We start from the raw sequence: 20929 nt of genomic DNA, 5'->3' as shown, positions 1-20929 counted from the left end.
CTCAGGATGCGCCCTTGAAATTACTTCTATATCGTAGTAATGGCTTTTTCAAGCCTGATTTTCGGGTTGAAGGGAGCGGCAGGCAAAGAATGGCAAATGCGTTGCGACTAGGAATCATTGGGCTCGGCCGGGGTTTCATGCTCACTCTGCCTGCGCTGAAGGCCGATTCTCGCGTAGCGCTTGCCGGGGCTTTCGACCTGCGCCGCGAAGCTCGGGAACGCTTCGCGGACGAATTCGGCGCGCCGGCGTTCGATACGCTCGACGCGCTCTTGTATTCGCCGGTTATCGATGCGGTTTATATAGCCACCCCGCATGAGTTGCATGCCGAGCAGGCCATCGCCGCTCTGCGGGCTGGAAAGCATGTGCTGGTCGAAAAGCCGATGGCGACAACGCTTGCAGATTGCGCGCGTATAGAGCGCGCCGCCGCCGATGCCGGCAAGGTGCTCGTGGTCGGACCCAGCCACGGCTTCGATGCACCCGTACAGGCTGCCGCGCAATTGGTTGCCTCAGGCAGGTTCGGTGCCGTGCGGATGGTCACGGCGCTCAACTTCACCGATTTCATGTTCCGGCCCAGGCGTCCGGAAGAACTGGATAGCGCCCGTGGCGGCGGCGTCGTCTACAGCCAAGCGGCGCACCAGATCGATGTCGTGCGCCGCCTTGTCGGGCAGCCCGTTTCATCTGTTCGCGCCGTCGCCGCCAACTGGGATAGCAGCCGCCCGAGCGAAGGCGCCTATACGGCGCTGGTGACATTTGAAGCCGGTGCTGCAGCGTCGCTGACCTATAGCGGATATGCGCATTATGACAGCGACGAACTGGTGGGGTGGATAGCGGAGCTTGGCTATGACAAGGACCCGGATCGCTACGGCGAGGCGCGTAAGAGGCTTGCGACGCTATCATCGCAGGATGAAATCGAAGCCAAACTGAAGCGCACATACGGCGTCCCGGCTGTCGCTGCCGACACGCCAGCGCCGCATCATGAGCATTTCGGTTTCATCATCGTCAGCTGCGACCGCGCGGACCTGAAACTGTCGCCCAAGGGGCTCTCAATTTATGGGGACACCGAACGCGATTTCCAGCCGATCGAGCCCCCTGCCCTGCCGCGCAAGGAAGTCATCGACGAGTTTGTCGGCGGTTGCCTAGGCATTCGCCGCCCGATCCATGACGGGCGCTGGGGACTTGATACCATGGCCTGTTGCGTCGCGCTCCTCGAATCGAGCCGACGCAATACGGACGTAGCGCCCAACCAACTTCTCGACACTCTATCGGAGAAACCGTGACAATGACCAGACTGAGCCTTTCCCTCGCCTGTTGGGGCTATGACCGCACCGAAGCCCTCCAGACGGGCGCGGTCCGGCCCGACGGCATCGACCTCAACTTTCAGGTTCTGGATGTCGAGGAAACCTTCTTCCGCATGCTGCGCAATCGAGAATTCGATGTCGCTGAACTGTCGATGTCGTCCTATTGCGTGACCCTGGGCCGCGAGAATCCTGGCTTCATCGCCATTCCCGTCTTTCCTTCGCGCTTCTTCCGCCACTCCTGCATTTTCGTCTCCGCCAAAAGCGGCATCGAAAAGCCCGAGGATCTCGTCGGCAAGCGGATCGGCGTGCCTGAATATCAGATGACGGCTCCGGTCTGGATCCGCGGCATCCTGCAGGACGAGTATGGCATTGATCCTGCGTCGGTCACCTACGTCACGGGTGGTGAAGAGGAGCCGGGGCGCGAGGAGAAGCTGAAGCTCAATCTACCCGACAAGTTCAAGGTCGAGCCGATCGGACCCACCCAGACCTTGAAGCGCATGCTGGCGGATGGAGAGATCGATGCGCTGCATACTGCGCGGGCGCCGTCGACCTTCTATTCGGAGCCGGGCAAGGTTCGGCGCCTCTTCCCCAATTTTGTGGACGTTGAAAAAGCCTATTTCGCGAAGACAGGAATCTTCCCGATCATGCATGTCGTGGCCATCCGGCGAGACGTGTATGAGAAGAATCGATGGATTGCTCAGGCGCTTTACAAGGCATTCGTAGAAGCCCAGCGGTTGAGCTATGAACAATTGTTGGTGTCGGCATCGCTGAAAACGATGTTGCCATGGCAGATCGCCGCAGTGGAGGACACTATTGCTACGATGGGCAGGGAATGGTGGCCCTATGGCATCGAAAAGAACCGCCACGTCATCGAGACATTCACGCGTTACCATCACGAGCAGGGCCTGTCGCCCCGCCAGCTCACCATAGAAGAGATGTTCGCGCCCGAGACTTTCGCCGAGTTCCGCATCTAAGAAACCATCCTGCACGAGGCCAGTCTACTGCTCACATGATGGTCCTCGGGACACGTTTAATATCCCGAGGACCATCATAGGAATATGGGTTTCGGGTGCCGGGTACGGTTTTGCGATGCGTTCGTGCGGCGTCTGTGCGAGTGGAGGATCGGTTGAACCCGTCAGGAGTGAACAGATGTCGAAGCACGCCCCCAAACTCGATCCGGAACTGAGTTTGGGCTATCAGGTTCGGCGCTGCCACCGACGGTTCGATCGGCTCTTGAGTGCCTATTTGGCCAAGCACGAACTCAAAACCGGTTTCTGGTACTATCTTCGTGTCCTATGGCTCAGGGACGGGGTGACCCAAAAATATCTGAGCGACATGACTAACGTCACCGAAAATACGACGGTCGCCATGATAAACGCCATGCTTCGGCAAGGGCTGGTGCAACGCGCCAAGGACAAGGATGATCGTCGAAAATTGCGGATTACTCTTACAGATCATGGCCGTGCGCTCGAAAAGGAGCTGATGCAATACGCGATCGACATCAACAAGGTCGCTGTTGCTGGCATCGAGCCGCGCGAAGTTGAAATCTGTCGATCGGTCCTCGAGCGCATATCAGCCAATCTCGCTGCCGAATTTGATAGGCTGCCTGCGAAGCCTGCTGACGAAGGATGACTCCTCCACATCATCCCTGGATCAGGGGCAACAGGCCATGAACAGGGAGGGACGTGTGCGCCATGGCTGAACGGGAAGGCCTCACGGCCACTCCAACTCCCGATAGAGGGAAGCCTTGGCGCAGCCTGACCGACCGTTTCGGCCGAACGATCACTTATGTCCGCCTGTCCGTCACCGATCGGTGCGACCTGCGCTGCCGTTATTGCATGGCCGAGCGCATGGAGTTCCTGCCGCGCCAGGACCTCCTCACCCTGGAGGAACTGGCGGAACTGGCCGATGCCCTGATCGCGCGAGGTGTGCGACGCATCCGCCTGACCGGTGGCGAGCCTCTGGTCCGTCGCGGCATCGTCGGGTTGGTGGAGGCGATCGGCCAACACATCGGCAACGGCCTTGATGAGCTGACGATGACAACCAACGCTACCCAGCTCGCCACAGTCGCGCGCGACCTCCATCGATATGGCATTCGCAGACTCAACATCAGCCTCGACAGCCTCGACCACGAGCGCTTCCGGGCGATCACCCGGCGCGGCGACCTGGACCAGGTGTTGGCCGGGATCGCCGCCGCGCAAGACGCGGGCCTCGCCGTGAAGATCAACATGGTTGCGCTCAAGGCGCTCAACGAAGATGAAATCGGAACAATGGTTGGCTGGTGCGGCGAACGGGGATTCGATCTCTCGCTGATCGAGACGATGCCGTTGGGTGCGGTGGAAGAAGACCGGACCAATCATTATCTGCCCCTCGACCTCGTGAAACGTCGGCTGGCGCGCGAATATGTCCTGATTCCGTCGCTCCACCGAACCGGCGGACCGGCGCGCTATTATGACGTTGCCGAAACCAGTCGGCGGATAGGCTTCATTACGCCCCTCACCGACAATTTCTGCGCCGGCTGCAACCGCATCCGCATATCGGCTACTGGCACCATTTTTGGTTGTCTCGGCCGCGACCAGCGCATCGAACTGCGCGATGCGATGCGTGTTGGTGGCCGGGATGCGATCGACGCGGCGCTGGATGCCGTAATGACCGCCAAGCCACTCCGCCACGAGTTCGACATTGCGCGATCACAGCCGGCTGTCGAACGCCATATGAACGTCACTGGCGGTTGAGCGCCTCCATGATCTTTTGTTCGCCGACGCAGTATGGCCGTTACTTTTTGCGCGGCTGGTCGATTGATTTTCATAAAATTGGTCTGCCTTGAGAAAATTGGTCCATTTCTGAAGAGAGCCCGAGCGGGCGAAAGGAATGGAGAAATATATGGGACGTCAGCGATTTACGCCGGAACAGATCATCGCGAAGCTGCGTGAGGTTGATGTGATTGTCGGGCGAGGCGGGACCACCGACGAGGCCTGTCGTCAGATCGGGATTGCCGAACAGACGCTATATAGGTGGCGTAAGGCGACAGCCGCTGCTTCATATTCGTTGATAATGTCGGTCTTCTTCGCCATGATAAGCTCGTACGCACTACGTTGTTCGACTGTCGCACGAGCTTAATCGCGCGGTCGATTCAGCTACCGTAGTAACGGCCTGTCATCAACAGCCAGCGCGTTCGTTTTTTGCCGTTTCTCTTTGACAATCCAGTTCTAAAGAAACGCTTGGAATCGGATGCGTCCTAACCGATCTGATGACAGACGAATTTCAAATTGAGATACTCATCGATCCCATATCGTGATCCTTCCCGCCCGAGACCGGATTCCTTCACCCCACCGAAAGGCGCGACCTCCGTCGAAATCAGGCCGGTGTTGAGCCCAACCATCCCATATTCAAGAGCCTCACTCACCTTCCAACTGCGCTCAAGGGATTGCGTGTATACATAAGCCGCCAAGCCGCTGTCCGTGGCATTCGCCAAATTGATCGCCTCATCCTCTGTCTGGAAACGGACGAGGCCGGCAAGGGGGCCAAAGGTTTCCTCCCGACATAGGAGAGCATCCGGCGAAACATCTACGAGAACGGTCGGCTCGAAGAAATGGCCTGCCCCGGGCACTCGTCGCCCTCCGGTCAATATCCTGGCACCATGTTTGACGCCGTCTTCGATATGGCTTTCGACCTTTGCAACGGCACGTTCATCGATCAATGGCCCCTGATCCGCGCCGGTCGAAAGACCCGGCCCGACGGCAAGCGCGCGAACACGTGCCGCCAGCTGCCGGGAAAAGGCTTCATAAACGCCGGATTGGACCAGAATGCGATTTGTGCAGACGCAGGTCTGACCTGAATTCCGGAACTTTGATGCTATTGCGCCTTCAACCGCATCGTCGAGTTTCGCATCATCAAAGACAATGAACGGCGCGTTTCCACCCAATTCGAGGGAAACCTTCTTCACGGTGCTCATACAACGGGCGGCGAGCATCTTGCCAACGCCTGTCGAACCAGTGAAGGTGAACTTGCGAACGCGCTTGTCAGCCGTCAGCACATCGCCGATCGGCGCGGGCTGACCGGTCACGATATTGAAAACTCCCGCCGGCACTCCGGCCTGGTCGGCCAGCCACGCCAAAGCGAGCGCTGAAAGCGGCGTCAATTCCGACGGCTTCAGCACCATGGTACAGCCGGCAGCCAGAGCTGGCGCTGCCTTTCGGGTGATCATGGCGAGCGGAAAATTCCAGGGTGTTACAGCGCCTACCACACCCACGGGTTCGCGTCGCACCAGGAGACGGTGGTCGGCCGCATGAGGTGCTAAGACATCTCCGTTCACACGCTTCGCCTCCTCCGCGAACCATTCGATGAACGATGCCGCATACACCACCTCGGCCTTGGCCTCGTGCAACGGTTTGCCTTGCTCGGCCGTCAGAAGGCGCGCCAGATCATCCGTATGGACGAGCACCAGATCATACCAGCGCCGCAAAATCGCGGCCCGCTGCTTGCCTGTAGCTTTTCGCCAATCGGTCAAGGCACGATAGGCCGCGTCGACGGCACCTTCGGCCTCGCGATACCCGAGATCCGGGACCGAGCCGACCAAGGAGCTGTCTGCCGGATTCAAGACGTCGATTCGCGCTTCGCCGTCGATCCATGCGCCATCGACAAAAGCTTGCGCCCGGAGCAGTTTTGGCTCCGCAAGGCTAAGATTCACGTTTGCTATTTCCCTGAAATCCAGTTTGGCATTCCCTAACAAATCCGGCCGATGGATGCCTTCGCGGTATGGACACTCTCATTTGATGAGAAGCCATCCATTCTGATAGCTGATGCATGTAAACGCCCGACGATACTCGCGGAATCTTGATTGCGCGAAACCAGATGAGAAGCGTTAGTCCGGCGTGATAGCGACCAGTTTCGAGACACGCACCGCGCTTCGAGGGCGTCGCGCACCGCTCATCAAGGCATCGTCTGCGATCGCATGGATGCTATAATAGATCAGCGTTGATAGCGCGTGGGGATCATCCACACACCATGCGCCCTCCAGCGTTCCTTGTGAAAGCAGATCGCTGATATAGCCCACAAGCCCGTCGTTCACGGCCACGGATCTGAGCGGCGTATCCCCACTGAAGAAGATCACATCCCGCAACTCGGGCGTGTCCAGATAACTTTCCACCGCCGTCTCGACCAGAAGATCGATCCGCGTGAAAAAATCGTCGGATTCGCAAAGACTGATCCTGCTTTTGACACGGTTCAATATCATGTTGCAGAAGTTGTCCCGAAGTGCCGCACGCAATTCGGTCTTACTTGAAAAATAATGGTAAAGTGTGCCCTTAGCGAGGCCAGTTTCAACGCAAACGTCATCCATCGTCGTCGCGTCATAGCCTCGCTCAACAAACAATCGCCTCGCCGCTTCCAGAATTTCGACGCGCCGAAGCTGAGCCTTCCTCGGACCGGGCGGGGCACCGGCCGGCCGGCGAACTGCGGCCGCGACCCTGCGTCGCCGGTCCCGAACGACCCGTTTCACCTGAACAGTCTAGCTGGCAAGCGGCTCACCCTCCCAAATCTCGGTACCAATTTGCGATTGGGCTTCCTTTGAATAACGAGGTCCCGAAACGGCGCCAAAAGCGAAAAGGGCGTCCACTTGGTCAAACACGACCTCGGAGATGGTCAACGACAGGGTATCCAGAATTTCATCGAGATGATCAATGTTCGTGGTCCCGGGGATCGGAACGACGAAGTCGCGCTTTGAAAGCAGCCAGGCGAGGCAGAGCTGCGCCGGAGTGCAATCTGCAGCCCGGGCCAACCCAGCCATCTGATCATAAAGCCCGAGGTTCCGCGTCAAATGAGGTTCCTGGAACCGCGGCATCGCGGCTCTCAGGTCGCCTTGCTGGAAACCTGCCGTACCCACACTTCCCGCCAACAAGCCGCGAGCCAGAGGCGAGAAGGCGATAAAGCCAATCCCGAGCTCCTCGCAGCAATCGAGTACGGCAAGTTCCACATTGCGCGTCCAGGGCGAATATTCGGTCTGGACAGCTGTCACCGGATGGATCGCATGTACCGCGCGGATCGTTTCTGCCGATACTTCCGACAAACCGATCGTGCGAATTTTTCCTGCCTCCACTGCCCGCGACAGGGCGCCGACCGACTCTTCCATCGGTACCTTCGGATCGAGGCGGTGAAGATAGTAGAGGTCGATGACATCGGTCCTCAATCGTATCAATGCTTCATCCAATGTCTGCGTGATCGCCGCCGCCGAACCGTCGAGACCGCGTTTTCCATTGATCTCGCCAAGCGCGCATTTGCTGGCAAGGACGAAATCCTTGCGGCGATGTCCCAAGGCACGCCCGATCAGCGTCTCATTTGCTCCGAACCCGTAGAGAGCAGCCGTATCGAAGAACGTGACGCCTCTATCCAACGCATGTAACAGTAGCCGTTCAGCTGCTTCAGCCTCGGGACGCGGCTGATACCCATGCGAAAGGTTCATGCAGCCAAGACCAATTGCTGACACGGAAAACGGGCCTAAAGCGCGCTTTGGAAGGGTCGCGGTCATACTATGCTCTTCCTGCCTGTGGTAGCGCGAAGGGATCAGCGGACAAGCTGCGCTTCCAGTTCGCCAAGCACGCGATAGCAATCGAATACGCCGGCGACTGAGGAATTGGGCTCGCGACCCTCGCGGATGGCCGCGACGAACTCACGATCCTGTAACTCGATGCCGTTCATCGACACATCCACCTGGGAAACGTCGATCGGCTCCTCCTTGCCGTTCACCAGGTCGTCGTAGCGCGCGATGTAGGTGCCGTTATCGCAGATATACCGGAAATAAGTGCCGAGCGGTCCGTCATTATTGAACGACAGCGAAAGGGTGCAGATAGCGCCGGTTTCGCTCTTCAATTGGATCGACATATCCATCGCGATCCCAAGTTCCGCATGGATTGGCCCCTGCAGCGCATGTGCCTCGACGATCTTTCCGGCCTGATAGGCGAAAAGGTCCACCGTATGCGCGGCATGATGCCACAGCAGATGGTCCGTCCAGCTACGCGGCTCACCCTTCGCGTTGATGTTCTTGCGGCGAAAAAAATAGGTCTGGACGTCCATCTGCTGGACGTTCAGTTCTCCGGCCCGGATCTTGTTGTGCACATATTGGTGCGACGGATTGAACCGACGGGTGTGGCCCACCATGCAGACCAGACCCGTTTCCTTCTGCTTGGCCAGGACCGCTTGCGCGTCTGCCCAGCTGTCCGCCAGCGGAATCTCTACCTCGACATGCTTGCCTGCCTCCATGCAGGCAATAGCTTGCTTAGCGTGCATCTGCGTAGGCGTGCATAGAATGACCGCATCGACGTCGTCGCGGGCAAGCGTTTCATCGAGTTCTGTAGTGACGTGGCCGACACCGTATTTCTCGGCTATCGCCCGGGTCGGCTCCAGCTCGCGGCCGACCAGCGAAGTGACGGTCACGCCATCGATGTTCTTGAGGCCATCCAGGTGCTTCTCGCCAAAGGCGCCCGCACCAGCCAGTGCAATCCGCATATGTGACATTTCCTTATGTTGGGTTGCTTCGCGAAGCAGCCAGTTGCAGTTCAGCGAGCCCCTGCTCGAGGTCATCAAAGGCCTTGCGTATGCGTCGAGTAGACGCCTGAAAATCAGTCGCTCTCTCGTCTAGCGCCACCGCCGGCCAGCGAGCTTGATGCTCAGCCAGCGCGGCGCGCAAGACCGACAGGTTTTTGCGAAACCGCGACCAGGCAGCCGAAGCACTCGCGTGCGCTTGCCAGTCATTCGTAGAATTGCTGACAAAGCCCAGCTTGCGCGACAATTCGAGCCTCAAACGAACCACTTCCTTCCGCCAGTCAGGCGGTTGGTCCTGGACAACCGAGGCGATCGATTGTTGCGTCTCACGCAGTTCGATCACTCTGGCCTTGAGGTCTTCGAAGTCCACTAGACCTCCGATGACGAACTCTCAGCCGGCCTCAATATGAGATGTCCGACCGCGGTATTGGACGCCGGGACGTGATAGTGCCGATGCAATGGCTTGACCATGCGGCCCAGCGCCCCGCGCATGATGAGCCACATCACCATTTCGATGCCTTCGGAGCCCGTCTCGCGCAGATATTCGATATGGGGAATGGTACGAAGCGTCTCCCCGTCATTTGTGCTCATCAAATCGAGGAAGCGGTTGTCCCATTCCGCATTGATCAGGCCCGCTCGAGGCCCCTGCAACTGGTGGCTCATACCACCCGTACCCCAGACCTGCACGTTGAGATCTTCGGGGAAGCTCGCCACTGCCCGCGCGATCGCCTCGCCCAATTGCCAGCACCGGTTGCCCGATGGCGGCGGATATGTGACCACATTCACGGCAATCGGAATGACCTTTACCGGCCAGGCCTCGGGCTGACCGAACATGAGACTGAGCGGAACGGTCAAGCCGTGGTCGACGTCCATCTCGTTGATGATGGTCATGTCGAACTCGTCCAGGATCAGGCTTTGCGCAATGTGCCAAGCAAGGTCTGCATGCCCGATCACCTCCGGCACCGGCCGCGGTCCCCAGCCTTCATCACAAATACCGTAGCGATCGGCGCAGCCGATCGCGAAAGTGGGGATTATCCGCATGTCGAAAGCCGACGCATGGTCATTGTAGACAATGATGACTACGTCGGGCTTTTCTTCGGCGATCCATTGCTTCGACCAGTCATAGCCGGCAAATACCGGCGCCCAATAAGGCTCGCCCGTCTTGCCGTTGTCGATCGTGGCGCCGATCGCGGGAATATGGCTTGTCGCGACGCCGGCGGAAATGCGGGCCATCACCTTTTCTCCCGAATCGAGCGGACGCCTTCAGGCGAGCGGCCGCCGGCAATCATCATCGCCTGATAGTCCTGGGGGCTCATGCCGGTCATCGTGCCGACGGCCTGTAGGAAGCTGAGCCCATCCGTCGAGAAGACCTTGGCCAGAAAATAGATATTGCCGCCGAGATCGAGGCAGCGATTATAGTCCCGATCCAGAACGGCCTGCTTCTGATCCTCGGTCATCGGCCATTCATCGATATAGGCACGCTCATCGGCTTTCCAGCGCTCACGGTTTTCGGCTTTCATCAGGCTCATCGCGAACTGGTTCATCCAATAGCCCTGCCGGGCACGTTTTGCCGTATAGACCCGCGTGCCGGGGATATCGTCGAACTCGGCCAAATAGGCGTGAATATCCCTTGTTCGACCAGTCACCGCCCATCCTCCCAGGTATAAGACAAAGGGGCTTCCCGAAAGGCGAACCTGTCGAGATGGCTCTCGATTACCCCCCGCAGGGTTTCAGCCTCTTCCGCGCCTGATGTGCGCAGGACGATACGGATACCCTCCGGATCGCTGGTAAAGCTCGCTGAAGCCACGTCAGAAAAGGGGACTAGGCCTTCTCCATCGGCATAGGACGTCTCGAACCGGTGGCTCCAATGCTTGATGAGCTGCTGGACATATTTGTCACCGGAAGCAGTCGAAACGAAGGCTTTCGAAACGAAGCTCACAGCCCTCTCTCCTTCAATCGGGAATCGAGCCGCGGAAAAACCCGGCGGGCGTTCCCTTCGAAGATCGCATGACGCTCCGCGTCGCTGATCACGAGCGCGTCCACATAACGCTTGGTATCGTCGAAATAATGGCCGGTGGTAGGATCGATGCCGCGCACCGCACCGACCATTTCCGAACCGAACAGGATATTCTTGTTGTCGATCACATCGGCCAACAGGTCGACGCCTGGCTGGTGATAGACGCAGGTGTCGAAGAAGATGTTGTTCATCAGATGCGCATCGAGGGCCGGCTTCTTCAGCATGTCGGCCAGGCCCCGGTAACGCCCCCAATGATAGGGGACGGCACCGCCGCCATGCGGGATGATGAAGCGCAAGGTGGGGAAATCCTTGAACAGATCTCCCTCGAGCAACTGCATGAAGGCGATCGTGTCGGCCGCGATGTAGTATCCGCCCGTGGCATGCATCGCGGGATTGCAGCTGCCCGACACGTGGATCATCGCCGGAACGTCCAGCTCCACCATCTTCTCGTAAAAGGGATACCAGTAACGGTCTGTCAGCGGCGGATGCTGGAAATGGCCGCCGCCCGGGTCGGGGTTCAGATTGCACCCGATAAATCCCATATCGACGCAGCGTTCCAGTTCCGCGATGCTGTTCACCATGTCGGCTGCGGGCGATTGCGGCAGCATGCACACGCCAACGAAAGTTTCCGGATAAAGGCCGACCACGCGCGAGATCAGGTCGTTGCAGCGGATCGCCCATTCCTTCGCGACACCGGCATCACCGACATGCGGGGCCATCGCAGACGCCCGGGGAGAGAAGATCGTGAGGTCGGCGCCACGCTCTTTGATCAGGCGAAGCTGGTTGGATTCGATGGTGTCACGGATTTCATCGTCGGAAATCTCCGGATAGGCCGGCGCAGGCACGCCCGCTTTGAAAGCCGCCTTCTGCTCCTCTCGCCAGGCATCGTGCCCCTTGGGCAGCACGGTATAATGACCATGGCAGTCGATAATCAGACTCATGCGGCGTCAACCCTCCCCACTAGTTTGGATTCCAGATCGGTGATTTTCTCGATTTTCGCGGAAAGCCCTTCCGGCGGAGGTGTGACCCCCAATCGACCCAGACGGCGATGCAGCGCGACAGCCTCGCGAGTCATCCCGCTTGCTGCCCCCAACCCTTCGAGCGTGAGCGCAACTTCTTCCATCTCGGCGGCGCGGCGCAGGCCATGAACCATCATCCGGTCGAGATTATAGTCCGCCTTGGCATCCCATTCGGGGCCGAGCGAGCCGAGCACTTCAGCCGTGACCCCTGCCCTTTCCGCCGCGAGCACGCATTCTGCGGTGAGGGCTTCGATACCTTTCACCATCACCGAACGGATCATCTTGATCGCCGAGGCCTGACCGACCTTGTCGCCCACTACCCGGATATTCGTGAAACCCAACCGCTCCAGTGCCGCCGCCGCGTCGCTCCCTCTGACGCCGCTCAGCAACAGCGGTACGGAGAGCTTGGCGGGATTGACCGGCGCCATGACCGCCACGTCCACATACCACCCGCCGGCAGCTTCAATCGTTTGTGCGGCGATGCGCTTGGTTTCAGGCGCCACGCTGTTCATGTCACAGAACATCGCAGCAGGAGCGACCAGCGAGGCGGCGGCGCGCGCGGCCACGACGGCTTGATCTGCCGTCACCAGCGAAAGCACCAGCGGCGAGCGGCTCACCGCATCGGCAAGCGTGTCGCTTCCCGCAACGCCAGCTGCCAGATACTCACGACGCTTGCGGTCGGCGCTGGCCGGATCATCGGTCAAAACGTCGAAGACACGCGCCGAAGTCGACCAGGACCCTGCTTCCGCAAAGCTGCGGCCCGCTTCTCCGAAACCAATCAAAGCGACAGCAATCTGATCCATTTGCCGAGATTAGCGGCAACCGTCCACGCACCGCCAATCGGATTGGCACCTAATGCATTAGAAATTACGAAGTGTGTTCGTCGCGCAGCACTGCGGCCTGTTCCTCGATAACCTCGATCAGAGCAGCCTGTGCCGGCGTAGGCCGCCAATCCGATCGGACGGTCAAACCGATGGTGCGCGACATCGGACGCACCGGGCCTGCAATTCTCACGAGCCACCCCGCCTCCAGTTCCACACTGACCTGATCGGGCGACAGCAGAGTGAGGAAATCGCTTTCGACAAGAATTTGCCGGACGATCATGACTGAGCCGCATTCCATCGGCACGCGTGGTGGCGTAACGCCGACCTCCTCGAACATCGACTGCCAATGCGCCCTTAACGGCGTACCAGCCGCGGCCACGATCCATGGATACCGCGCGAGCGCCGCAATCGTCGGGGGCCGGCGGGCCTGCGCCAGCGGGTGGTGCGCGCCGGCAAGAATGATGAGCGGATCGTCGAAAAGTTCTCTCTGTGCCATATCTGCCGATATATTTGTCCTCGCCGCACCGACCATCATATCGATATCGCCGTCACGCAGCGGCCCCGTCAGCTCGGCATAGGAGCCCTCCATGATGACGATATCGATATCCGGCTTCGCGCGATGAAACGCTGCGACGGCGCTCGGTAACAGGCGCGCACGCGAAAGCGGCATCGCTCCGATCGTGATGCGCCCTCTTTCGTGGCCTCGCAATGCGGCCAGCTCAATATCCGCCGATCGAAGCTCGGCAAGCGCGAGCCGGAAATTGCGCGCCATCGCCAAGCCGCGCGCCGTCAGGACAACACCCTTGCCGCGCCGCCTCACAAGATCCTGTCCCAAAGCGAGCGAAAGGTCGCTCACCGCCCGATGCAGCGATGCTTCGCTCAGACCCATGGCCGTCGCAGCATTTGCATAACTTCCCGCTCGCGATAAGCCGAGAAAAGCGGAAACCTGCGCCGCCGTCGCGCGCGTTTGCCCCAGAAGCCGAATGATCGCGGTAGCGCGCGGCGCCAGGATTCGTGCCTCATCCGTGGGGATCATGCGGCGCGGCTGCCGTTCGAAAAGCGGCACCCCGAACCGCAACTCCAGCTTGGCGATTCCCTGCGTCACTGCAGGCTGGGTAAGGTGAACCTCACGCGCGGCTGCCGTCACGCTTCCACTTTCCATGATCGCCAGAAAGGCGCGCAGATGCCGCAGATTCACGTCCAGCCGTTCCATGCTGCACGATTAGCAAATTCTTATTCATCGGGCAAAGAACGGATTTGCTGCAAGGACGGAACGGCGCGCATTCTCCCAGTTATCGTTGCCAAGGAGAGCGTTGTGTCGGGTTTAGTCGTCCAATCTATCGAGCGAGCGGAAGCGCCGGTAATCGACGCCCTCGCCTCTTGCGGCGTTGCGACGGTCCATGAAGCGCAAGGCCGCACAGGGCTGCTCGCCTCCCGCATGCGCCCGATCTATGCAGGCGCCCGTATCGCGGGCTCGGCGGTCACCATCTCCGCGCCTCCCGGGGACAACTGGATGGTGCATGTCGCCATCGAGCAGCTGCAGCCCGGCGACATTCTCGTGCTCGCCCCCACCTCGCCTTGCGAAGACGGCTATTTCGGAGACCTTCTCGCCACCTCGGCGATGGCACGGGGTTGCCGGGGGCTGGTAATCGATGCGGGGGTACGTGACGTGCGCGATCTGACGGCCATGGGCTTTCCTGTCTGGTCGAAGGCCATCTTCGCACAGGGTACGGTGAAGGCGACGCTGGGATCGGTCAATGTCCCCGTCGTTTGCGCAGACGCCGTGATCCGTCCCGGTGACGTGATCATTGCAGATGACGATGGGGTCTGTGTGGTCGAGCGCGAACGCGCCGCCGACGTGTTGGCAAAGGCCCAGGCACGCGAAGCCAATGAGGAAACGAAGCGTCAACGGCTCGCTGCCGGGGAACTCGGCCTCGACATTTACGATATGCGTGGCCGCCTCGCCGAAATGGGCCTGAAATATGTCTGACCCCACCCGCGTCATGTGGATGCGTGGCGGCACATCCAAAGGGGGCTATTTCCTCAAAGATGACCTCCCTGCCGATATCGCGGCACGCGACGCCTTCCTGCTCCGCGCGATGGGATCGCCCGATCCCCGCCAGATCGACGGGATGGGCGGGTCGGATCCCTTGACAAGCAAGGTGGCCGTGATCTCGAAATCCGAGCGTCCCGGCATCGATGTCGACTATCTGTTTCTTCAGGTATTCGTCGACAAGCCTATCGTTACCGATGCACAAAATTGCGGCAATATCCTGGCCGGCGTCGGTCCGTTCGCGATCGAACGCGGATTGGTGCCGGCACAGGACAGCGAGACGCGTGTCACCATCTACATGATGAACACCGGCCAGATTGCCGTGGCGACAATCGAAACACCGTCAGGGCGCGTGCGCTATGACGGGGCGGCAAGGATCGACGGCGTACCGGGCACGGCGGCTCCGATCCCGCTAGAGTTCCGCGAAACGGCAGGCTCATCCTGCGGCGCGCTGCTGCCTACCGGAAATGCCTGTGACATCGTGAACGGCGTGCCGGTCACGTTGATCGACAACGGCATGCCCTGCGTCGTGATGAAGGCCGAAGACGTCGGTGCGGCCGGCTACGAGAGTCGTGACGAGCTGGACGGCGCCAGCGATCTCAAGGCACGGATCGAGGCGATCCGCCTTGCCGTCGGCGAACGAATGAACCTCGGCGACGTGCGCGAGAAATCCGTACCCAAGATGATGCTGGTTGCACCACCGCGCGACGGAGGCGCCGTCACGGTACGCAGCTTCATCCCCCACCGCGCACATGCCTCGATCGGTGTTCTCGGCGCGGTCAGCGTCGCCACCGCCTGCTTGATCGAGGGATCGCCCGCCGCGCAGGTCGCGTCAATCCCAGGCGGTGCCCGCAAGACCCTGTCGGTGGAGCATCCTACCGGCGAGATGAGCTGCGTCATGGAGACGGATGCAGACGGCCAGGTCACCAGCGCCGCCATCTTGCGTACCGCGCGCAAGCTTATGGATGGAGAGATTTTCGCATGAGTCGTATCGTAAGCTGGCACGCCGATCCCTCACGCCCGCGGTTTGTACCACCCGCCGGCGCGGTCGATGCGCACTGCCATGTCTTCGGACCGATGGCGCAGTTCCCCTTCAGCGCGAAGGCCAAATATCTTCCCGAAGATGCCGGGCCGGACATGTTGTTCGCGTTGCGCGACAGGCTCGGTTTCTCCCGCAACGTCATCGTGCAGGCCAGTTGCCACGGCACGGACAACAGTGCGACGCTGGATGCAATCGCAAAATCCGATGGACGCGCGCGCGGGGTAGCGGTTGTCGATCCAGCCATCAGCGATGCCGAACTTGAAAACCTGCACCAAGGCGGCATTCGCGGCGTGCGGTTCAACTTCCTGAAACGGTTGGTCGACGATGCGCCCAAGGACAAATTCCTTGAGGTCGCCCGTCGCATCCAGGGCCTCGGCTGGCATGTCGTCGTCTATTTCGAGGCGGATATCCTGGAAGAACTCCGTTCGTTCCTCGACGCCATCCCTACGCTGATCGTCGTCGACCATATGGGGCGGCCCGATGTCACGCAAGGACCGGATGGACCGGATATGCGTGTCTTCCGGGCACTCCTCGACAGCCGCGACGATATCTGGACCAAGGTGACCTGTCCCGACCGCCTCGATGGCAGCGGCCCGCCATGGGATGCTTTCGCACAGGCCGTGCGCCCCCTTGTCGAAGACTATCCGGATCGCGTCCTGTGGGGCACCGACTGGCCGCACCCGAACATGCAAGATGCAATTTCGGACGATGGCGCGCTGGTCGATATGATCCCCCGCATCGCACCGACGCCTGAGTTGCAACATCGCCTGCTCGTGGACAACCCGGCCAGACTCTACTGGCATGATTAAAGCATGGATGCTGTCACCGTCGAAACGGGGGCATGCGCTTCATTGGCATGGAGATCGATAGCCGCCAACCAGTCTGAACCAGGCTGCGGCGGTTCCGCAGTTGAGTTCACGCAGACGGAGGGCGGGCATAGAGGGGGATACCTTATGACCGTCACGACATCGAAAGCCGAAAGCGCAGGCTGGGGCTCAATCTTTCTTGTCTATTGTTACGGTCTGCTTGCCATAGCGTCCGCCGGCAAGATGGCGCCGATCGCAGCGGATATGGGCAAGGCGCTCGGCTCTTCTCCGCAGGAGATCGGCTGGATTATCGGTCTCCTGTTCATTGCTCCCACACTCGGCTCAACCCTGGGCGGGTCAGCAGTCGATAGGTACGGTGCTCGGCCCATGCTCGCTGGCGCATGTGTGCTCATCGTGATCGCAAACGCCATTTGCTACATAAGCGACAGCTTGGGCCTGATCGAAGCGGCACGTCTGATCGAAGGTATCGGCTTTGTAGCGATCACCGCTGCCGCTCCTTCGCTCCTCATCATGACTACATCGGGAAAACGGCAAACCGGGGCCATGGCGCTCTGGTCGACCTATTTCGCCGCAGGCATAAGCGCCGGTCTGCTCCTTGCCGCTCCATTCTCCGCAACCGAACACTGGCGTCTGCCATTCGTCATTCATGGTGCGGCGGCAGCCGGCCTTGCCCTTTCCGTCGGCTTGCTCCCGGTGCCTGGACAGACGTCCCGCGGAACCGCTGGCAACGACGACGCCTTGCGGGCGGTGATCGGAGAATCGGGCGTACTCCGGTTGGCGGCCGCATTCGCGATACTCACCATCGCTGGTTTTGGCGTCAATATCGTCATGCCTCAATACATGGCCAAGACTCTTGGTGTTTCCGTATCCATGGGATCTGCTGCCGTAGCGATCTCGAATATCGCCAGTATCTGCGGAGGGATATTGACCGGCTTTCTTCTCTCCCGCGGTCACTCGTTCAAGCTCGTTGCCGCAACCATATCCGTCTTAGCCTGTATGGCGAGCATCTCTCTTTTCCTGCCTCAATCGAGCGTAACCTTAACGATTGTGAGCTTGATGGTCTGGGGTTTCGCCACGCCTGGTACGATGGTGGCGGTGGTCATGATCATGATTCCACGCGTTCTCAAGAACACCGCTATTGTTGGCCTGGCTAACGGTGTTGTCGTCCAGAGCGGCTCTGCCGCCGCGTTCTTCGTACCCGCAATTTACTTCTCTTTACTGGCCAATGGTATCTGGTGGTACTTTGCCCTTCTCGGCCTGGCCTGCGTCATCTTTGCTTTGATAACACTCCTTACCATCCAGCCGACGGGCGGCATGATCGACGATGGTGCAAATATCCACTAACGCCATCTGAACACATGAACCGCCAGTCGCGGAAATGGTGGGGAGGATTGGAGATGGCTGTGCGGGAATGGGACGGGAGTATGATCGGAAAGGGTAGCGCACCCCTATACGAACCTATCCAACCGCTGGGCGCATGACGTGCTCTCCGGCAATTACTAAAGACGAATGCACATGTGCGTGCGACCGATAGTGCTGGCCGCCGGCCGTTCGAGCCGGATGGGCTTCGACAAGCTCCGGACCAATCTGGGCGGACGGCCAGTGCTGGCGCATATCGTCGATACAATCGAACAGGCGGGTTTACCGCCGCCTCATATCGTAACGGACGCGGATGCCGCTGAACTCAGGGATATCCTTGGGAAGCGCGAACTATGCCAGACCCGAGCTTCCGACGCCCGTCGGGGAATGGCCCATTCATTGATCGCTGGGATCTCCGCGCTGCCGCAAGATACGCGTGCTGCGATCATTTGTCTGGGCGACATGCCATTTGTCCCGGCAAGCCTCTTGCAAAGGATGGCTCAGCAAGCGACCCCATCGACGATTTTGGTTCCTATAAGCGATGGGCGAAGGGGGAATCCGATCACATGGGGTTCTGATTTTTTCCCCGCGCTGCTGAATCTCTCAGGTGATACTGGCGCACGCTCACTTCTCGAAAAATATCGCGCGTCTGTCGTTCCCATCCATATTGACGATCCCGGTATTCACTTTGACCTGGACACACCGGCAGCGTTGGCGGCCGCACAAAGTCAATGGAATCAGAGGCACGATGGTTTAACCAGACTACCGACCAAGCTTAGCGATCAATCACCGGATCGATGAGAATGGCCCGGAAATCGTTGACGTTCGTGCATGTGGGTCCTGTTACGACGAGATCGTCCAGCGCAGCGAAGAAGCTATAGGAATCGTTGCGGCGCAAATAGGCCGCAGCATCCAGTTTCTTCCCGGCAGCGCGCGTCAAGGTCGACGCGAACGCAACAGCTCCCGCATTGTCGCCGGCGCCATCCAGGCCATCGGTATCGACTGCCAGCGCCGCAATCCCTTCCTGCCCCGCTGTCGCCAGCACAAAGCCCAGAAGATATTCGCTGTTCCTGCCTCCTCTGCCTCGGCCGGAGACGGTCACGCTCGTCTCTCCGCCGGACAGAATGCATGCCCTACGCCCCGCTCGAAGCGTTTCGAGCGCCAGCTTTGCATGCGCGGAACCCAATTCACGCGCCTCCCCCTCCAGGTCATCCCCCAGAATGATCGGCTTGTAGCCGACGCTTTCGGCGCACCGGGCTGCTGCAATGAGAATATCGCCCGGCTTGACGATCAGGAACGCACTATCACCTGCCCGTCTTGATCGATCGTCAGGTGAGGGATTATCCAAACCCTTCCGCAGGTGCCGGTTGATGGATTCCGGAACATCTATGCCATATCGCTCGAGAATCGGTGTCGCCGCAACGGCTTCCGCCGCATTGGCAATCGTCGGACCAGACCCGATCTTGCGAATGTCGTCTCCCGGTATGTCTGAGACGGCAAGAGTGAGCAGGCGCGCCTTACCTACCGCATGCGCCAGTCGGCCGCCCTTCACCGTGGAAATCTGCTTGCGCACCGCATTGATTTCGGAAATTGTTGCCCCGCTTTTCAGCAAGGCCTTGTTCAGTCCTTGCTTATCTTCAAGGCTGACGCCTTCGGGCAAGCCGACAAGAAGCGCCGAAGCCCCGCCAGACATCAGCGCGATGACGAGATCATCGTGAGAAAGATCTTTGACCAACTCCATCATGCGGTCCGCAGCCACCACGCTGTTCCCGTCGGGAACCGGGTGACCAGCCTCCAAAATCTGAATTGGACCGGAATAGGAAGGCGATTGATGGCCGTAAGGCACAACGACGGCGCCGGAAAGCGGGGCCGGCCAAAGTCTGGCAAGCTCATTCGCCATCGCTGCCGCGGCCTTGCCCCCTCCGATGACGACGGTTCGACCGAGAGGAACTGAGGGGAGAAAGCGCTCAAGCTTGCCTTCGACGCCGGCAGCGTTCAATGCTGTCGACAGGAGAGCATCAAGCTGTACCCTTTGCCTCGCCTCGAGATCAACGAGCGCGCTCATTTCGAGACACCTACGCCATTTTCGACCGGCCGGCCGGCAAAGAAAGCGGCGATATCGCGCGCCAAGCTTAAGCCCATACCTTCCCTTGCGCGTCTCGTCGCACTTCCGAGATGCGGCAGGAGGAAGGTGTTAGGTGCCTCTACAAGATCGCGGCGAATATCGGGCTCGCCGACAAAAACGTCGAGCCCGGCGCCGCCGAGCTTGCCGGATTGCAACGCCGCAATCAGGGCTGTTTCATCGATCAACCCTCCCCGTGCCGTGTTGATCACGATCGCACCAGATTTCATCGAAGCTATGCGCTCTGCATTGAGCCAGTTTTGCGTCTCCTCGGTCAATGGCAAATGCAAAGATAGAAAATCGCTGCCAGCCAGGACTTCCTCCATCGATGAACAAATGATCGTCCCGGGAGGGGGTGGATCACCCGCGGACGATGAACGGACCGAGGTCAGTATGTTCATGCCAAACCCTGCCGCTCGGCGAGCGACCGCGCGGCCGATCCGGCCAAAACCGAGAATACCCAAGGTCGAGCCGTGAATATCCGTACCGACGAGCTGGTTCGGTTCCCAACCGGTCCACATCCCCGACCGCAACAAAGCCTCCGCTTCGCTTGCGCGCCTGGCCGCTCCGAGGAGGAGGAGCCAGGCTATGTCCGCCGTGGCTTCGGTGAGCACGTCGGGCGTGTTCACCAATGCTATTCTCCGAGCTTGCAGCGCCCTGAGATCGATATGGTCGATACCCACGGAGTAAGTCGCTACAAGCCGGATGGAAGGGGGTAACCGATCGATAAAATCCGCGGTCACCTTGTTCATGGGTCGTGCGGCTGAGCGGAACAGGAAAGTGTCATAAGGCACTGTTTGGCTCGATACAGCGATAGATGGTGGCCGGG

Annotated in this window: 22 protein-coding genes and 1 pseudogene; 10 read left to right on the top strand and 13 right to left on the bottom strand. The window is 59.7% G+C overall.

Annotated features, from left to right (window positions below; all coding sequences use genetic code 11):
* Positions 1 to 89: 89 nt before the first annotated feature.
* From KIH45_RS18120 to KIH45_RS19570, 5 genes and pseudogenes are all read left to right on the top strand, one after another.
* Positions 90 to 1277: a Gfo/Idh/MocA family protein gene (locus KIH45_RS18120; RefSeq protein ID WP_017184794.1), complete on the top strand. Its 1188-nt coding sequence runs from the start codon at positions 90 to 92 to the stop codon at positions 1275 to 1277.
* Entirely contained in the window at positions 1193 to 2272 is a 1080-nt protein-coding gene (locus KIH45_RS18115; protein WP_225900032.1) for a PhnD/SsuA/transferrin family substrate-binding protein, read from the top strand. Before KIH45_RS18120 ends, KIH45_RS18115 begins: the two co-directional genes overlap by 85 nt.
* Before the next feature lie 175 nt (positions 2273 to 2447).
* A complete protein-coding gene (locus KIH45_RS18110) occupies positions 2448 to 2930 on the top strand; it encodes a MarR family winged helix-turn-helix transcriptional regulator (RefSeq protein ID WP_017184796.1) in 483 nt (160 codons plus the stop codon).
* Between the two features lie 62 nt (positions 2931 to 2992).
* Complete coding sequence (gene moaA / locus KIH45_RS18105; protein ID WP_051034329.1) at positions 2993 to 4033, top strand: GTP 3',8-cyclase MoaA; 1041 nt, start codon at positions 2993 to 2995, stop codon at positions 4031 to 4033.
* 148 nt (positions 4034 to 4181) lie between these two features.
* Positions 4182 to 4322: pseudogene (locus KIH45_RS19570) on the top strand (transposase); the annotation flags it as partial.
* A 214-nt stretch (positions 4323 to 4536) separates the two neighbouring features.
* Here KIH45_RS19570 and KIH45_RS18095 read toward each other — a convergent pair.
* The 11 genes from KIH45_RS18095 to KIH45_RS18045 all read right to left on the bottom strand — a co-directional run bounded on the left by KIH45_RS18095 (position 4537) and on the right by KIH45_RS18045 (position 13910).
* Positions 4537 to 5988 (bottom strand): NAD-dependent succinate-semialdehyde dehydrogenase, encoded by a 1452-nt coding sequence (locus tag KIH45_RS18095; protein WP_017184799.1) that lies wholly within the window; start codon positions 5986 to 5988, stop codon positions 4537 to 4539.
* A 174-nt stretch (positions 5989 to 6162) separates the two neighbouring features.
* On the bottom strand, positions 6163 to 6798 hold the full coding sequence (locus KIH45_RS18090; RefSeq protein WP_081095131.1) for a TetR/AcrR family transcriptional regulator: 636 nt from the start codon (positions 6796 to 6798) through the stop codon (positions 6163 to 6165).
* Between the two features lie 9 nt (positions 6799 to 6807).
* A complete protein-coding gene (locus KIH45_RS18085) occupies positions 6808 to 7824 on the bottom strand; it encodes an aldo/keto reductase (RefSeq protein ID WP_026002705.1) in 1017 nt (338 codons plus the stop codon).
* A 35-nt stretch (positions 7825 to 7859) separates the two neighbouring features.
* A complete protein-coding gene (locus KIH45_RS18080; RefSeq protein ID WP_017184802.1) occupies positions 7860 to 8801 on the bottom strand; it encodes a Gfo/Idh/MocA family oxidoreductase in 942 nt (313 codons plus the stop codon).
* A 13-nt stretch (positions 8802 to 8814) separates the two neighbouring features.
* Complete coding sequence (locus tag KIH45_RS18075) at positions 8815 to 9207, bottom strand: hypothetical protein (RefSeq protein WP_017184803.1); 393 nt, start codon at positions 9205 to 9207, stop codon at positions 8815 to 8817.
* Positions 9207 to 10070 (bottom strand): class III extradiol dioxygenase subunit beta, encoded by an 864-nt coding sequence (locus tag KIH45_RS18070; protein ID WP_017184804.1) that lies wholly within the window; start codon positions 10068 to 10070, stop codon positions 9207 to 9209. The genes KIH45_RS18075 and KIH45_RS18070 overlap by 1 nt, the downstream gene beginning before the upstream one ends.
* A complete protein-coding gene (ligA, locus tag KIH45_RS18065; RefSeq protein WP_026002706.1) occupies positions 10070 to 10483 on the bottom strand; it encodes a protocatechuate 4,5-dioxygenase subunit alpha in 414 nt (137 codons plus the stop codon). The genes KIH45_RS18070 and ligA overlap by 1 nt, the downstream gene beginning before the upstream one ends.
* A complete protein-coding gene (locus KIH45_RS18060) occupies positions 10480 to 10776 on the bottom strand; it encodes a DUF2218 domain-containing protein (protein ID WP_017184806.1) in 297 nt (98 codons plus the stop codon). Before KIH45_RS18060 ends, ligA begins: the two co-directional genes overlap by 4 nt.
* Positions 10773 to 11795 (bottom strand): amidohydrolase family protein, encoded by a 1023-nt coding sequence (locus tag KIH45_RS18055; protein ID WP_017184807.1) that lies wholly within the window; start codon positions 11793 to 11795, stop codon positions 10773 to 10775. Before KIH45_RS18055 ends, KIH45_RS18060 begins: the two co-directional genes overlap by 4 nt.
* Entirely contained in the window at positions 11792 to 12676 is an 885-nt protein-coding gene (locus KIH45_RS18050) for an NAD(P)-dependent oxidoreductase (RefSeq protein ID WP_017184808.1), read from the bottom strand. Before KIH45_RS18050 ends, KIH45_RS18055 begins: the two co-directional genes overlap by 4 nt.
* 64 nt (positions 12677 to 12740) lie before the next feature.
* Positions 12741 to 13910: a LysR substrate-binding domain-containing protein gene (locus KIH45_RS18045; RefSeq protein ID WP_017184809.1), complete on the bottom strand. Its 1170-nt coding sequence runs from the start codon at positions 13908 to 13910 to the stop codon at positions 12741 to 12743.
* Positions 13911 to 14012: 102 nt separating this feature from the next.
* On the opposite strand from KIH45_RS18045, the gene ligK reads away from it, so the two are divergent.
* The 5 genes from ligK to KIH45_RS18020 all read left to right on the top strand — a co-directional run bounded on the left by ligK (position 14013) and on the right by KIH45_RS18020 (position 18779).
* Positions 14013 to 14687 carry a 4-carboxy-4-hydroxy-2-oxoadipate aldolase/oxaloacetate decarboxylase gene (gene ligK, locus KIH45_RS18040; RefSeq protein ID WP_026002707.1) on the top strand — a complete coding sequence of 225 codons (675 nt, stop codon included), beginning with the start codon at positions 14013 to 14015 and terminating at the stop codon, positions 14685 to 14687.
* A complete protein-coding gene (locus tag KIH45_RS18035) occupies positions 14680 to 15735 on the top strand; it encodes a 4-oxalomesaconate tautomerase (protein WP_026002708.1) in 1056 nt (351 codons plus the stop codon). The genes ligK and KIH45_RS18035 overlap by 8 nt, the downstream gene beginning before the upstream one ends.
* Positions 15732 to 16601 (top strand): amidohydrolase family protein, encoded by an 870-nt coding sequence (locus KIH45_RS18030; protein ID WP_026002709.1) that lies wholly within the window; start codon positions 15732 to 15734, stop codon positions 16599 to 16601. The genes KIH45_RS18035 and KIH45_RS18030 overlap by 4 nt, the downstream gene beginning before the upstream one ends.
* 144 nt (positions 16602 to 16745) lie before the next feature.
* Positions 16746 to 17963, top strand: a complete 1218-nt coding sequence (locus KIH45_RS18025) for an MFS transporter (RefSeq protein WP_017184813.1) — start codon at positions 16746 to 16748, stop codon at positions 17961 to 17963.
* Between the two features lie 165 nt (positions 17964 to 18128).
* Positions 18129 to 18779, top strand: a complete 651-nt coding sequence (locus KIH45_RS18020; RefSeq protein WP_081095482.1) for a nucleotidyltransferase family protein — start codon at positions 18129 to 18131, stop codon at positions 18777 to 18779.
* Here the strand turns inward: KIH45_RS18020 and KIH45_RS18015 are convergent.
* Entirely contained in the window at positions 18754 to 20043 is a 1290-nt protein-coding gene (locus KIH45_RS18015) for a glycerate kinase type-2 family protein (protein ID WP_026002710.1), read from the bottom strand. The genes KIH45_RS18020 and KIH45_RS18015 overlap by 26 nt on opposite strands.
* Positions 20040 to 20852: a 2-hydroxyacid dehydrogenase gene (locus KIH45_RS18010; RefSeq protein WP_141462134.1), complete on the bottom strand. Its 813-nt coding sequence runs from the start codon at positions 20850 to 20852 to the stop codon at positions 20040 to 20042. The genes KIH45_RS18015 and KIH45_RS18010 overlap by 4 nt, the downstream gene beginning before the upstream one ends.
* Between the last annotated feature and the right edge of the window lie 77 nt (positions 20853 to 20929).

It is taken from the genome of Croceicoccus gelatinilyticus, from assembly GCF_018398395.1.
Taxonomy (GTDB): domain Bacteria; phylum Pseudomonadota; class Alphaproteobacteria; order Sphingomonadales; family Sphingomonadaceae; genus Croceicoccus; species Croceicoccus gelatinilyticus.
Note: the sequence above shows the minus strand (reverse complement) of the source record. Positions and strands in the feature narration are given on the sequence as shown.